Origin of the sequence: Humibacillus sp. DSM 29435, from assembly GCF_001758225.1 — a bacterium.
In the GTDB taxonomy this organism is placed as follows: domain Bacteria; phylum Actinomycetota; class Actinomycetes; order Actinomycetales; family Dermatophilaceae; genus DSM-29435.
The window spans coordinates 92267-105991 of record NZ_MAST01000005.1; the positions used below are offsets into that span (position 1 = coordinate 92267).

The 13725-nt window shown below is 69.8% G+C and carries 12 protein-coding genes; 2 read left to right on the top strand and 10 right to left on the bottom strand.

Features of this window, described 5'->3' with window-relative positions; all coding sequences use genetic code 11:
- The first annotated feature begins 219 nt into the window (after positions 1-219).
- Positions 220-1440, top strand: a complete 1221-nt coding sequence (locus BA895_RS05145) for an RCC1 domain-containing protein (RefSeq protein WP_083282988.1) — start codon at positions 220-222, stop codon at positions 1438-1440.
- A gap of 113 nt (positions 1441-1553) precedes the next feature.
- Here BA895_RS05145 and BA895_RS05150 read toward each other — a convergent pair whose 3' ends face one another.
- From BA895_RS05150 to efp, 5 genes are all read right to left on the bottom strand, one after another.
- Complete coding sequence (locus BA895_RS05150) at positions 1554-3767, bottom strand: M14 family zinc carboxypeptidase (RefSeq protein WP_070190822.1); 2214 nt, start codon at positions 3765-3767, stop codon at positions 1554-1556.
- A 226-nt stretch (positions 3768-3993) separates the two neighbouring features.
- On the bottom strand, positions 3994-5442 hold the full coding sequence (locus tag BA895_RS05155; RefSeq protein WP_070190823.1) for a sodium:alanine symporter family protein: 1449 nt from the start codon (positions 5440-5442) through the stop codon (positions 3994-3996).
- A complete protein-coding gene (locus BA895_RS05160; protein WP_070190824.1) occupies positions 5442-5873 on the bottom strand; it encodes a universal stress protein in 432 nt (143 codons plus the stop codon). Before BA895_RS05160 ends, BA895_RS05155 begins: the two co-directional genes overlap by 1 nt.
- Positions 5874-6028: 155 nt before the next feature.
- A complete protein-coding gene (gene nusB, locus BA895_RS05165; protein WP_070190825.1) occupies positions 6029-6463 on the bottom strand; it encodes a transcription antitermination factor NusB in 435 nt (144 codons plus the stop codon).
- 11 nt (positions 6464-6474) lie between these two features.
- Complete coding sequence (gene efp / locus BA895_RS05170; protein ID WP_070190826.1) at positions 6475-7038, bottom strand: elongation factor P; 564 nt, start codon at positions 7036-7038, stop codon at positions 6475-6477.
- 235 nt (positions 7039-7273) lie between these two features.
- On the opposite strand from efp, the gene BA895_RS05175 reads away from it, so the two are divergent.
- On the top strand, positions 7274-9397 hold the full coding sequence (locus tag BA895_RS05175; RefSeq protein WP_070190827.1) for an AAA family ATPase: 2124 nt from the start codon (positions 7274-7276) through the stop codon (positions 9395-9397).
- 60 nt (positions 9398-9457) lie between these two features.
- On the opposite strand, the gene aroQ is transcribed toward BA895_RS05175, so the two are convergent.
- The 5 genes from aroQ to aroC form a co-directional block, all read right to left on the bottom strand.
- Positions 9458-9895, bottom strand: coding sequence for a type II 3-dehydroquinate dehydratase (aroQ, locus tag BA895_RS05180; protein ID WP_070190828.1), 438 nt, complete (start codon positions 9893-9895; stop codon positions 9458-9460).
- A gap of 26 nt (positions 9896-9921) precedes the next feature.
- Entirely contained in the window at positions 9922-10740 is an 819-nt protein-coding gene (locus BA895_RS24135; protein ID WP_254666328.1) for a TrmO family methyltransferase, read from the bottom strand.
- A gap of 72 nt (positions 10741-10812) precedes the next feature.
- Positions 10813-11943 (bottom strand): 3-dehydroquinate synthase, encoded by a 1131-nt coding sequence (gene aroB, locus BA895_RS05195; protein ID WP_070190829.1) that lies wholly within the window; start codon positions 11941-11943, stop codon positions 10813-10815.
- Positions 11940-12497: a shikimate kinase gene (locus BA895_RS05200; RefSeq protein ID WP_070190830.1), complete on the bottom strand. Its 558-nt coding sequence runs from the start codon at positions 12495-12497 to the stop codon at positions 11940-11942. Before BA895_RS05200 ends, aroB begins: the two co-directional genes overlap by 4 nt.
- Positions 12491-13711 (bottom strand): chorismate synthase, encoded by a 1221-nt coding sequence (aroC, locus tag BA895_RS05205; protein WP_070190831.1) that lies wholly within the window; start codon positions 13709-13711, stop codon positions 12491-12493. The genes BA895_RS05200 and aroC overlap by 7 nt, the downstream gene beginning before the upstream one ends.
- Between the last annotated feature and the right edge of the window lie 14 nt (positions 13712-13725).

Here is a 13725-nt window from a genome sequence, read left to right on the forward strand (position 1 = left end):
CCGCCTCACAGGACGGTGGTTAAAGGATGTCGTTCCCGGGAAGTGTAGCGGTCGACCGGGCCGCGTTGCGCCCGGCCTGCGGTGCGCAGACATCAACGTCGGACGAGTTTGGCCGAAACCGTGGTCTGGCCTTCAGCGTGGGTCCATACTCACGACACCGCGAGCCTCGCGTCGTCATGGCACCACAAGCTTGGGGTTCTGAACGAGGGAGATGTTCCGATGGATGCTGTGAACACAGGACACGACAGAGACGAGCCGCGACGCAGCGCTGGAGGCATCTCCAGACGCACTCTCGTGGGGCTGGCCGGAGGCGTCCCCCTTCTGTGGCTCGCCTCGACTCCCGCCCGAGCAGCCGGTCGAGGGCAGGCCGCCGCTCGGCTCACGAGTGTGGGTACGGCTCGCACCAGCGGTGCCAACGTCAATGGCCAGCTGGGAACCGGGAGCCCGAGTGGTCGGCTGACGTTCGGATCGGTCACACCATCCCCGCAGCTCGTCGAGGTCGCCGGTGGCCGCGAGCATGCCTTGGCCCTTGACACCTCAGGCCAAGTCCTCGCGTGGGGTGACAACGCCAAGGGTCAGGTGGGAGTGGGCTCCCGAGTGGACCGCACCACGCTGACCGTCGTTGCGGGCCTACCCGTCGCCGTGACCGTGGCGTGCGGCCACTACCACTCGGCTGCCGTGCTGGCCGACGGCACGGTGCGCACGTGGGGGATGAACCTCAGAGGACAGCTCGGCGATGGCAGCACGACCAACCGCCTCTCTCCCGTCGCAGTCCCCGGTCTGACGAACGTCGTGATGGTCAGAGGTGGCGCCGACATGACCGTGGCCCTGCTGGCGGACGGAACGCTGCGAACGTGGGGCCTGGGCAGCGAAGGACAGCTGGGCAACGGGGGCCTCGCCTCGAGCCGCGTACCCGTCAAGGTCGCGGGCCTGACGGACGTGGTCGACATGGCCGGCGGACGTGACCACTTCGTCGCTGTCCGCTCCGATGGCACGGTGTGGGCCTGGGGCCGCAACAAGTCCGGCAGCCTCGGCGACGGCACCAAGGTGAACCGCTCGACTCCCGTCCGGTGCGGCACCCTCACCGGCGCCGTGCAGGTCGCCGCCGGTGCAGACCACAGCCTGGCGCGCCTGGCCGACGGCTCGGTCTGGGCCTGGGGCGAGAGCGGACGCGGTCAGACCGGAACGGGCTCCAAGATGGATCGCACGACGCCGGTTCGGGTCACCGGGGTTCCGGCCGCCAAGGCCATCGGTTGCGGACGCGATCACGCGCTCGTGTGCACCAACGCCGGTGAGCTCTGGGGGTGGGGCATGAACGACTTCGGTCAACTCGGCGACGGCAGCACGACCACCCGTCTGAGTCCCGTCAAGGCATCGGTGACAGGCACGCCGGCCATGGCGCACGGTGGGCGCAACTACTCCGTGGTGCTCGCAACCTGACGGCGAGCCCACTCGACGCTGACGGCACGACGCGCGGTTCACAGACGGCACAGCGCGCTTCACGTCGGCCCGGTCCCCGCCTTGCCCACGTCACCCCCCGCAGACCCGGTCGGTCAGGGTGAGGTCGCGGAGTCCTTCGCGACACGGAGCAGCTCGACCAGGCCGGCTGCGTACTCCTGCGACTCTGCATGGGCCTCGTCGTACGTCGGCTGGAAGCCGACCCCCTCCCACTGCTGGGTGGTCGGGTTCCACAGGTCGTTACCGACCTCGAAGTCCCAGGCGTAGATACCGAACTCGTAGTAGAGCTGGTCGGCCGAGTTGCCACCGGCGCTGTAGAGCACGTCGGTGACGGGGCCGGTGTTCGACGGCCAGGTCACGGTGCCGCGGTAGCTGCTGATGGCGCCGACGATTCGCTTGGCGGCCGACAGGAACTCGGCGGACTGTTCGGCATCAGGGCGAGGCAACGTGATCCGGCCGGGCAGGGAGTAGGCGCCGGGGGGCCACATGAAGTAGCCCCCGTAGCTGTGCACGTTCATCGCGTAGCGGATGTTGGAGTGGTCCTTGGCCAGCGAGATGACGTTGCTGCTCTCGGCCTCCGACAGCTCACCGGTACCCGCGGCCACGGTCGAGAGGCAGTCGGTCGAGGCTCCGACGTACCCGTCGAAGATCGATCCCACGGTGTAGTTGCGGTTGACATCGACGCCGAACCGGTTGCGGTTCTTGGGGTCTCGGGCTGCGCCGGTGCAGTAGTTGTCCATGTTCTTGCGCTGGAAGTTGTAGTCGTTGAAGGAGTAGTTGGCTCCGTCGGGGTTGGTGACGGGCAACACGAAGACGTCGACGGCATCCAGCAGCTTCGCGGTCTCGGGGTCACTGGCCGCGTTCGCGAGCAGGCGCTCGGCGAACTCCATCGTGACCAGCGGTGTCGCCCACTCGCGGGCGTGCTCCTGGCTGTAGACGAGCACGCCGGGCCGGCTGCCGTCACGATGAGAACCGATGCGCAGGGCCTTGACCGGCCACGGACGGCTGAGCCCCGAGGTGGTCAGTCCGTCGCTGAGACGAACGGGCGCCACGACGGGCATCGGCTTTCCGGTCGAGCCGTCCTCGACGAAGGCGTTGAACCGCTGCGGGTACTTCGCGGCGATGAAGGCCGCGACCTCGTCGGTCGTGCTGATCACCGCACCGTCGGCACCGGTGGCGAGCGTGACGGTCAGCACGCGGTCGCGGAACGTCGCCGACAGGGGCCGGTTCGCCCGGTCTCCCGCCACCGTCTTGACCTGCAGGCCGTTGCCGCCCGACGAGCCGAACGCACGGCTCTCGACGACGATCGCGGCATCCGCGGGGTTGCCCAGGTAGGCGGCGGCGGTGCGGCGGTAGCCGTTGGTCCGGTTCGGCAGGTCGACGAGGTCGACGAGGTTCGGATACTGACGCGCGAGCCGTCGCAGGCGCGCCTGCACGTCGACCGGTGTCATGTACGCCGAGATGAAGTCCTGCTGGTAGCCGGCCGGAGCCGGTGGCGGCGTGGCACCCGGCCACGCGCGCGGGGCCTTGACCGCAGTGCCACCCAGGCTGGACGTGGCCACGAGACGCACCGGTGCGGCCGGAACGCCCTGAGGGAGGGCGACGTGGTACTGGTACTCACCAGCGTCGACGAAGCGCTGCAGCGGGAACGTGCCGGTGCGGCCGTCGGCGCTCTCCCAGGTCACCTGGATCTCCACGTCGGGGTCCTGGACGGCGGTCGTCGCGACCTCGACCTGCACGAAGCTGCGGCCCTGCGAGCTCCACCAGTAGGCCTGTAGGAAGTGGAGGGTGTCGACCCCGGCTGAGACAGCCGGCGCCGCCTCGCCCTTCGGCGTCCGGGTCAGGGCGCCGGGAGCCTGCTTGAGCCCCACTGCGGCCCGGTTCGCTGCGGCCACCTGGCTCGCCCGGAAGTTCGCGCTGCCCTCCCCCTCACGCGAGATCACCTGAAGCACGCTGGCCCCGTGCGAACGCAGGATCTCGAGCTGCTGGCCGCTGACCACGACATCGACCAGCGGCGTGCTTGCTACCGAGCCGCCTGCCGTACCGACGACCGAACGCGGAGAGGCGGACGGCTGCGCCGCGACGTCGGCTCCGGAGCGCACCAGCCGCTCGAGGGCGGCCTGATCGGGAAGGCGCAACCGCACCAGCGCCTCCTGGTCGCCGGTCGGCAAGCCTGCGGTGATGCCGGTGTGCTGGGCGGCCGGAGCCGCCTCTCCCGGCCCGGCGACCGCGATCGCAGAGGCGGCGACGGTGACGACGGCGGTGACGGCGGTACAGACGACGAGCAACGGCGGGCGACGCAGAACCACGGTGTTCTCCTAGGTGGCGCAGCGCCGGCCGGGACCCTGTCATCCCTCGTGCACGCGCCAGGTCGAGGTGCCGAAGTCGACCATGTCGGATATATCCCCGTCAAGGGGTCTACTGCTCGGATCGCGCAGCGCTGCGGCCCCTCTGCCGTGAACGACCTGTTGGCCGTCCCCTGACCACGTCAGGGGACGGCCTTCACCGGTTGCTGAACGAGCTGGCGGCCGTCGCTCAGCGGTCGGCGAACTCCTTGATCTCACCGCTCTGGATGCGGGCGTAGTACGAGCTGATCGTCGTACGGATCACCTTGGCCAGGAAGTAGAGGCCGATGATGTTGAACACGCCCATCAGGAAGATCATCGAGTCGGAGAAGTCGATGACCGGGCCCAGGGCAGCAGCCGAACCGATGACGGTGAAGATCACGAAGATGACCTTGAAGATGACCTCGGTCTTCTTGCTCTCACCGAAGAGGTATGCCGTGGCCTTCATGCCGTAGTACGACCAGCTGATCATCGTGGAGAAGGCGAACATCACGACGGCGATGGCCAACACGACCGGGAACCAGGGCAGCACGCTTTCGAACGCCCGCGAGGTCAGTTTGACGCCGCCGATGTCGGGAGCGTCGGGGTCGCGCCAGGCCCCGGTGATCACGATGGTCAACGCCGTCATGGTGCAGATGACGATGGTGTCGATGAACGGCTCGAGCAGGGCCACGAAGCCCTCGGTGGCCGGTTCCTTGGTCTTCACCGCGGAGTGAGCCACGGCGGCCGAGCCCAGACCGGCCTCGTTCGAGAAGGCCGCGCGCTGGAAGCCCACGAGCAGCGCTCCGACCGCGCCACCGACGATGCCAGGCCCCGTGAAGGCGCCGGTGAAGATGTCGCCCGCCGCCGACGGGATGGAGCTGAAGTTGCTGAAGATCACGATGAGACACGCCGAGACGTAGACCGCCGCCATGAAGGGCACGATCTTCTCGGTGACCTTGGCGATGCTCTTGATGCCACCGATGATGACGGCGCCCACGAGCACGGCGAAGATGACCCCGATGAGCCAGGCGAGGCCGCCGAGAGCGCCGTCCTGACCGCCGGTGACCTCGATGATCTGGGCCGTGGCCTGGTTCGACTGGAACATGTTGCCGCCACCGAGCGAGCCGCCGATCATGCAGACGGCGAAGCACGCGGCGAGAAACTTGCCGAGCTTGCCGCGACCGTTGAGGGCCAGCGCATCGCGCAGGTAGAACATCGGCCCGCCCGAGACGGTGCCGTCGGCGTGCTCACGACGGAACTTCACTCCGAGGGTGCACTCGGCCATCTTGGTGCTCATCCCGACGAAGCCGGCGAGAATCATCCACAGGGTGGCACCCGGGCCACCGAGCGAGATGGCGACGGCGACGCCGGCGATGTTTCCCAGGCCCACGGTGCCCGACACCGCGGTAGCCAGGGCCTGGAAGTGGGTCACCTCACCAGCGTCATCAGGGTCGGAGTACTTGCCCTTGACGAGGTCGATGGCGTGCTTGAACCCGCGCAGGTTCATGAAGCCGAGCCAGACGGTGAAGAACGAGCCGGCCACCACGAGCCAGACGACGATGAGCGGCACCTTCACCCCGCCGACCGTCGGGGCGAAGAAGACGATCGAGGTCAGCAGCTCGGAGAACGCGTTGAAGGCGTCGACGACTACATCCATCAGGGCACCACCGTCACGGGAAGGGGGCTCACGTGGACGAGCTTCATCACGACGCTGCCGAAGATCGCTTCTCGCAGCCCGGAGTCACCGGTGCGGCCCACGACGATGTGGGAGGCCCCGACCTCCTCGGCGATGTCGATGAGGGTCTCCGACGGGTGGCCGTGCCGGATTTGGCTGCTGGCCTTGCGGCCGGCCGCCTCGACCAGGGCGACCATCGGTGCGATGACCTGCTCGTCGGCGGCCGCGATCTCGGCCTTCCGGCGTGCCGGTCGCTCCTCGTTCTCGACGTTGGTGTTGAACGAGAACGGGGACCAGTTGATGACGTGGGCGACGACGAGCTGCAGATCTTCTGCAGTGGCTCGTTCGAGCGCGAACTCGACCGCGCGGGTCGAGGCCTCACTCTTGTCTACCCCGATGAGCACGGTGGCCATGGGAACCTCCTCGGCGAATGGAAGGGTCCGAGCGTGCCCGTAACGAGGCTCCGGTTGGCGCCTCGAAAGCCATCGTGACCGTACTGTGACCCAGCCCACACTCAACCGGCGGTCAGGCCTCCCCCAGCCGACTCACATCCTGAGACCGCATCGGGTCAGACGATGGTCGCCTTGACCTCGGCGAGGCGGCCGAGCAGGCCGTTGACGAAGGCGGGTGAGTCGTCGGTCGACATCTCGGTGGCCAGGCCGACAGCCTCGGAGATCGCCACGGCATCCGGGATCTCGTCGTTCCACAGCACCTCCCACGCGCCGAGGCGCAGGATCGCCCGGTCGACGGCCGGCATCCGGTCGAGCGTCCACCCCTGGCTGTAGTCGGTGAGGGCGGCGTTGATCTCACCCCACCGGCTGGTGACACCCCGCACCAGCTCGGCCGTGTAGGGGTTGTTGCCGGCCCGCGAACCCAGCGACCCGTCGTCGACGCTGCCCTGGAGCAACCGCTCGTCGAGCAGCGTCTGGGCGTTGAGGCCCCGCTGGTCGGCCTCGAAGAGGATGTCGAGCGCCCGCGAGCGGGCCTTGGTTCGTGCAGCCACGAGCGTGCCGGTCAGTCGTTGACGCGGCCGAGGTACGACCCGTCGCGCGTGTCGACCTTGACCCGGGTGCCCTGCTCGAGGAAGAGCGGCACGTTGATCTGCGCGCCGGTCTCGAGCGTGGCCGGTTTGGTGCCGCCCGTCGAGCGGTCACCCTGCAGACCCGGCTCGGTGTGGGAGATCTCGAGCACCACCGACGGGGGCAGCTCGACGTAGAGCGGGGCCCCGTCATGGGTGGCAACGATGGCGTTCTGGTTCTCGAGCATGTAGTCGGCCGCCCCTCCCACCGTCACGCCGGGCACGTTGACCTGGTCGTAGGTGTCGGTGTCCATGAAGACGAAGTCGTCGCCGTCCTTGTAGAGGTAGGCCATCGTCCGCTTGTCGACGTTGGCCGTCTCGACCTTGGTTCCGGCGTTGAACGTCTTGTCGACGACCTTGCCTGACAGCACCGCCTTGAGCTTGGTGCGCACGAAGGCGGGGCCCTTGCCGGGCTTGACGTGCTGGAACTCGACGACAGACCAGAGCTGTCCTTCGAGGTTGAGCACCAGGCCGTTCTTCAGGTCGTTGGTCGAAGCCATTCCACAAACCACTTTCTGCCGGCGAGCCCGCCCTCACGTGCGCCGTGTGCACACGGCCGAGCCCCGGTCGTTTCGTCTTTAGGAAGTTGCCGCGCGAGTCTAGCCGCGCGCGGGCCCGAACCAGCAATCGCCGCAGCTGCCGACGCGGCACCGGTGTACGCTGGCTCGCCCTTGGGTGACCTCCGCACGGGCGGGGCGACGACTGCCGCGGGGGCGATAGGTGAAGGGGTGGCCGGTGAGTGCTGCGCCGAGCGAGCTGGAGCGCGAGCAGGCCTTTCTCGTGCACGCCCGGGCGCAGCTGCGCCGGATGCGTGAGCTGGCGCAGTCGCTGGATGCCGCCAAGGCCAGCGACGCCATCTCGGCCGAGGCCCTCGGCGCGGTGCTGGCCAGGCGGGTCGCCTCCCTGCAGGACGACCCGCGCACCACCTTGTTCTTCGGGCGCATCGACCTTCTTGAGGGCATCGAGGGTATCGGGGGCCGCGGCCTCGGCCTCGGCGCGAGCTTTCACATCGGCCGAAGACACGTCACCGACGACGCCGGCGACCCGGTCGTCGTCGACTGGCGGGCACCGGTGTCGACGGCCTTCTACCGCGCTTCGACCGCCGAGCCCATGGGAGTCGTGCGCCGACGCCGCTTCGGCGTCGACCACGGCCGGCTCACGGCCTTCGAGGACGAGATACTCACCCGCCGGCCGGATGCCGTTCTGCCCGGTTCGCTGACCACACATGGCGTCGAGCGCAGGCGCAGCGCACTGTTGGCCGCCGAGATCGAGCGGCCACGGATGGGTCCGATGCGCGACATCGTGTCGACGATCCAGCCCGAGCAGGACGAGATCGTACGCAGCGACCTCGGAGTCACGGTCTGCGTGCAGGGCGCGCCCGGCACCGGCAAGACCGCGGTCGGGCTGCACCGGGCCGCGTGGCTGCTCTACTCCTTCCGGTCGCGCCTCGAGCGCAGCGGCGTGCTCGTCATCGGGCCGAACCGGGCCTTCCTCGACCACATCGGGGCCGTGCTGCCCTCTCTCGGCGAGGTGCGGGTCGAGCACGCGACCATCGAGAGCCTGCTCGACCACGCCCGGGTCCGGGCGAGCGAGGCCGTCGATGTCGCAGTGCTCAAGGGCGACCCGAGGCTGGCGCGCGTGCTCGAGCGCGCCGTGTGGAACCGGGTGAAGCGTCCGGAGGAACCACTCATCGTGCCGCGCGGCGTGCGTCGGTGGCGGGTGCCCGCAGCAGAGGTCAGCGGCATCTTCGATGAGCTACGCCGTCGCGACGTGCGCTACGGCACCGCCCGCGACCTGCTCCCCCAGCGCCTGGCCCATCACGTGCTGCTCGTCATGGAGAAGTCGGGCGAGATCACCGACGACCGCGTTCAGGATGCCGTGGCCCGCTCCTCCCCGGTGCGGGCCTACGTCAAGCACCTGTGGCCGGCCCTCGACCCGGCCGCCGTGCTGCATGGGCTGTTCTCCGACCCGGCCCGACTCGCAGACGCAGCCGACGGCATCCTCGACGACGACGAGCAGCGCCTGCTGTTGTGGCGCAGACCGGCTCGCTCCAAGGGTGCAGCGCGCTGGACCTTTGCCGACCTGGCGCTGCTCGACGAGGTCGGCGACCTGCTGGGGCGCGTGGGCCGCCACGGGCATGTCGTGCTCGACGAGGCGCAGGACCTCTCCCCCATGCAGCTGCGCGCCGTCGGACGACGCGCCGGGTCGGGTTCGCTCACCGTTCTCGGTGACATCGCCCAGGGCACCACGCCGTGGTCGGCGACGTCGTGGACGGCGGCGATGTCTCACCTCGGCAAGGCCGAGCACGACCTCGTGGTGCTCGACCGAGGGTTCCGGGTTCCCGCGGCCGTGATCGACTACGCCGCCCGCCTGTTGCCGGCGATCGCGCCCGGGCTGGGAGCGCCCCGCTCAGTGCGCGAGAACGCGGGCCGGCTGGAGGTGCATGCCGTGGCCGGTGACCAGCTGCACTCGGAGGTCGGCGCTGCCGTGGTGCAGGCGGCACGTGAGCCCGGATCGGTGGGGGTGATCGCACCCGACGCCGTCGTGGGGGCACTGTCGGCCGACCTCGCCGCGCTCGGCATCCGGCACGGACGTCTCGATCGCGACGCATCCGAGCCTGGCGACGACGACCATCAGGTCGTGCTGGTACCGGCGACCGTCGCCAAGGGCCTCGAGTTCGACCGCACCGTCGTGGTCGAGCCGGCCGCCATCGCGGCGGCTGAACCTGACGGACGAACCGGTCTGCGTCGCCTCTACGTGGTGCTGACTCGGGCGGTGTCGGAGACGACGATCGTGCACAGCCTGCCGTTGCCCGCCGAGCTCGGCGCCTCCCCAGAAGCCTCCCCCGGCGCAGACTGATCCGCCGCTTGATGCGGCTGCCACGCCCTCGCGGATCACACCAGGGCGGCACCGCGTGACTCAGACCAGGGCGCGCAGGGCCAGCAGGTACGACTGCAGCCCGAACCCGGCGATCGTGCCCGTGGCGACCCCGGCGACCACTGAGGTGTGCCTGAACTCCTCGCGGGATGCCGGGTTGCTGAGGTGCACCTCGACGAGGCTGCGACCGCTCGTGGTCACGATCGCACAGGCGTCGCGCACGGCATACGAGTAGTGCGTGAAGGCGCCCGGGTTGAGCACGACATCGGCGCCCGCGTCGACCGCCTCATGAAGCCAGTCGATGAGCTCGCCCTCGTGGTTGGTCTGGCGGCAGTCGGCGACCAACCCGAGCTCACGGGCCTCCCGCTCGACCGCCTCGTGCACGTCGTCGAGGGTGTCGGAACCGTAGATCTCGGGTTCTCGCGTGCCGAGTCGCCCCAGGTTGGGACCGGAGAGCACGAAGACCGTCGGCGCCGTCATGCCGCGAGTCTAGTGAGGCCCCGCCCTCACCCGTGGTCAGCTCCGATGACCGGTTTGAGGTCGAGCACCGGCGTACCGTCGACGGCTTCGAGGGGGCCGACCCGCAACCGACCCCCATCGCGCCCCACCACCGAGACCCGGTGCAGCCCGACCGGGTTCGGACGATGCGGTGACCGGGTGCTGAAGACGCCTCGCACGGGCCCAGTCGGGTCGTCACCCGCCACCGTCGTCAGCTCGTGCCGACGGGCCAGGTGCAGCCAGGTGATGACGAAGAGGTCGGTGCCGACCGTGACGTCGCGGATCCCCTCGTGAAACTCCGGCTTCAGCACCAGCCAGGCCTCGGGCGCTCCCTGGTTGCCCTGGTTCGGGGCGTGCCCGACCTCGACCAGGTCCGACTCCACCCACCCGATCGGATTCAGGTGATAGTCGGTGACCGCCTCCCCACGTTCAGGGTCTCGACCCAGCCGTGCCTCGTCGAGCACGGGTTCAAACAGCTCGACCGGGTTGCCCGACGGGTCGTCGACGAGGATCTGCCGGCCCCCGACACCGATCACCATGTCGTTTCGGAACCGGGCCCCGGCCGCCCGGAGGCTGGCCACCGCCGCCGCCAGGTCGTCGACCTCGATGGAGAACCGGTTCCAGCCGCCCGCTTGGGGGATGGACCCATCCGGCATCGCCTGGCCACCGCCGGGCCCACCGCCTGGCGCGCTGAGCACCAAGCGCAGATCCCCACGAGTGACCATCGCGAAGGCGGGTGACGGGTGCATCTGCTCGGTGAAACCCAGCCGGTCGCAGTAGAAGGCGATGGCAGCATCCACGTCGTCGACGATGTACCGAACGCTCACGGTCGCCATGGTCGATCTCCCCTCGACTCCCCCCATCATGACGCGCGACAGTTTCCGCGTCCATGCCCTGGTTCAGCCCTCGCCCTCGTTCGGGGCGTCGGGTGTCGCCGGTAGTGACACGAGGTCATAGGCGGCTCGCAGGTCGATTTCGCTCGGGCCCTCCAGCCGGCTCGGCTGGGCCAGCCCGTCTAGCACGACGAAACGCAGCCGCGAACCACGCGACTTCTTGTCGCGGCGCATGGCGGTCAGCAGGTAGGGCCAGCGGTCGTCGCGGTAGCTGGTGGGCAGGCCGACCGCAGCGAGCACCGACCGGTGCCGGGCGACGAGCGCCGCGCCCGCATCCCCCGGCAGGTGGCCGGTGAGCCTCGCCAGCTCGGCGACGTAGACCATGCCGACGCTGACCGCTTCGCCGTGCCGCCAGGTGTAGTGCTCGACCTGCTCGATGGCGTGGCCGAACGTGTGGCCGTAGTTGAGGATCTCGCGCAGCGAGCTCTCGCGCAGGTCGGCGGCGACGACGTGCGCCTTGACCCGCACGGCTCGCTCGACCATCTCACGCAGAGCCGGGTTGTCGGCGCGTCGGGCTGCCGCCGGATCGGCCTCGACGAGGTCGAGGATGACGGGGTCGTCGATGAAGCCGCACTTGACGATCTCGGAGAGGCCGGCGACCAGATCGGCCTCAGGCAGGGTCGACAGCACATCGACGTCGCAGAGCACGGCGGCGGGCGGATGGAAGGCTCCGACGAGGTTCTTGCCCTCGGCCGTGTTGATGCCGGTCTTGCCACCGACCGCCGCGTCGACCATCCCCAGCAGGGTTGTCGGCACCTGCACCACCGGCACCCCGCGCAGCCACGAGGCCGCGACGAACCCGGCCAGGTCGGTCACGCTGCCTCCGCCGAGGCCGACAACGGCATCCGTGCGAGTGAAGCCGCCCTGGCCCAGCACGGCCCACAGGCCGGCCGCGACGGCGGCAGTCTTGGCGGCCTCGGCGTCGGGCACCGGAGCGAGGTGAACCGTCAACCCCCGCGCCGAGAGCAGATCGGCGACGCCGGCGGTCAGCTCGGGGAGGGTCGGCGGGTGCACGAGGAGCACGCGCTCGACACCGTCAGGTAGGTGCTCGGCAACCCGGGCGATCACGCCTGAGCCGATGATCACGTCGTAGTCGCCGCCGACGGCGATGGTCGTCACCTCGGGGGCGACGTTCACGCCGACGGCTCGGACGCCGGTTCGAGGAGGCCGACGATCTCACCGACGATCTCGTCGGGGGTCCGTCCGGCCGTGTCGACGCGATGGGTGGCGACCCGCCCGTACGTCGGGCGGCGGGCGTTCATCATGTTCGTCCAGGAGGCCCGCGGGTTGACCGACAGCAACGGGCGAGAGCGGTCGAAGCCGATGCGCCTCCTCGCGTCGGCGATGGCCACGTCGAGAAACACGACCACGTGGCCGGCCAGGTCGGCTTCGGTGTCGGCGTGCATGACCGCTCCCCCGCCGAGAGCGATGACGCCCGGCTCGTTCGCGAGCGCTCGGGCCACCTCGGCGCGCTCGAGAACGCGGAAGGCGGCCTCCCCGTCGTCGACGAAGATGTCGGAGATCGACCGCTGCTCGGCCTCCTCGATGGCCGTGTCGACGTCGTGCACCGCCACGCCGAGCCGCTCGGCCAGGGCGGCGGCCACCGTCGACTTGCCGGCTCCCGGTGGGCCCACGATCACGGCCACCGGTCGTCGTTCGGAGTCGGTGGTGCGGGCGTCGTCGGTCACCATGTGCGCAGTCCTTCCGGGATGCCGCTGAGGTAGGCCGCGTGGTTGCGTGCGGTCTCGACCACCGAGTCGCCGCCGAACTTCTCGAGGCAGGCCTGGGCCACGACGAGGGCGACCATGGCCTCGGCCACGACGCCCGCCGCCGGAACCGCGCACACGTCGGACCGCTGGTGGATCGCGGTCGCCGCCTCACCGGTCGAGACGTCGACCGTGGCGAGCGATCGCGGCACGGTGCTGATCGGCTTCATGGCGGCCCGCACGCGCAGCACCTGACCGGTCGACATCCCGCCCTCGGTTCCGCCGGCCCGGCCGGTGCGTCGGGTGATGGTGCCGTCGACGACGTCCATCTCGTCGTGCGCCTGCGAGCCTCGCCGGCGGGCGGTCTCGAAGCCGTCGCCGATCTCGACGCCCTTGATCGCCTGGATGCTCATGAGGGCGGCGGCGAGCTGCGCGTCGAGCTTGCGGTCCCAGTGCACGTGCGAGCCGAGGCCGGGCGGCAGTCCGTAGGCGAGCACCTCGACCACCCCGCCGAGGGTGTCGCCCTCCTTCTTCGCGGTGTCGACCTCCGCGACCATCGCCGCGGCGCCGGCCTCGTCGAAGGCACGCACCGGGTTGGCGTCGAGGGTCTTGACGTCGTCGGGCGTCGGCAGGCTGGCCCCGGGCGTCGCGGTGGCCGTGCCGATGGCAACGGTGTGGGAGACGAAGCGGATGCCGTAGGCCTGCGCCACGAAGCGCGCCGCCACCTCGCCCAGAGCGACCCGGGCCGCCGTCTCACGGGCCGAGGCCCGTTCGAGCACCGGACGCGCGTCGTCGTAGCCGTACTTCTGCATTCCGACGAGGTCGGCGTGACCCGGCCGGGGCCGGGTCAGGGGCTTGTTGCGCGCAACCTCCTTCTCGGCGCCCACGTCGTCGGAGGCCGCGTAGTCCGCCGCGGTCACCGGTTCCGGGCTCATCACGGTCTGCCACTTGGGCCACTCGCTGTTGCCGATGCGAATCGCGAGCGGCGAGCCGAGGGTCAGCCCGTGACGAAGACCGCCGAGGAACTCCACCTCGTCCTGCTCGAACTTCATGCGTGCTCCGCGGCCGTAGCCGAGACGTCGGCGGGTGAGGGCAGCCTGCAGGTGCTTCGACGTCAGCTCGACTCCTGCCGGCAGTCCTTCGAGCATCGCCACCAGAGCGGGGCCGTGCGACTCACCGGCGGTCAACCAACGCAACATGACTCGATCCTGCC

What these genes read in the sequence shown, in the direction of transcription:
- BA895_RS05145 (WP_083282988.1), top strand. Translation starts at nt 220, where the DNA reads ATGGATGCTGTGAACACAGGACACGACAGAGACGAGCCGCGACGCAGC.
- BA895_RS05155 (WP_070190823.1), bottom strand. Translation starts at nt 5,442, where the DNA reads ATGGATGTAGTCGTCGACGCCTTCAACGCGTTCTCCGAGCTGCTGACC.
- BA895_RS05160 (WP_070190824.1), bottom strand. Translation starts at nt 5,873, where the DNA reads ATGGCCACCGTGCTCATCGGGGTAGACAAGAGTGAGGCCTCGACCCGC.
- efp (WP_070190826.1), bottom strand. Translation starts at nt 7,038, where the DNA reads ATGGCTTCGACCAACGACCTGAAGAACGGCCTGGTGCTCAACCTCGAA.
- aroQ (WP_070190828.1), bottom strand. Translation starts at nt 9,895, where the DNA reads ATGACGGCGCCGACGGTCTTCGTGCTCTCCGGTCCCAACCTGGGGCGA.
- BA895_RS05200 (WP_070190830.1), bottom strand. Translation starts at nt 12,497, where the DNA reads ATGGTGACCGACGACGCCCGCACCACCGACTCCGAACGACGACCGGTG.
- aroC (WP_070190831.1), bottom strand. Translation starts at nt 13,711, where the DNA reads ATGTTGCGTTGGTTGACCGCCGGTGAGTCGCACGGCCCCGCTCTGGTG.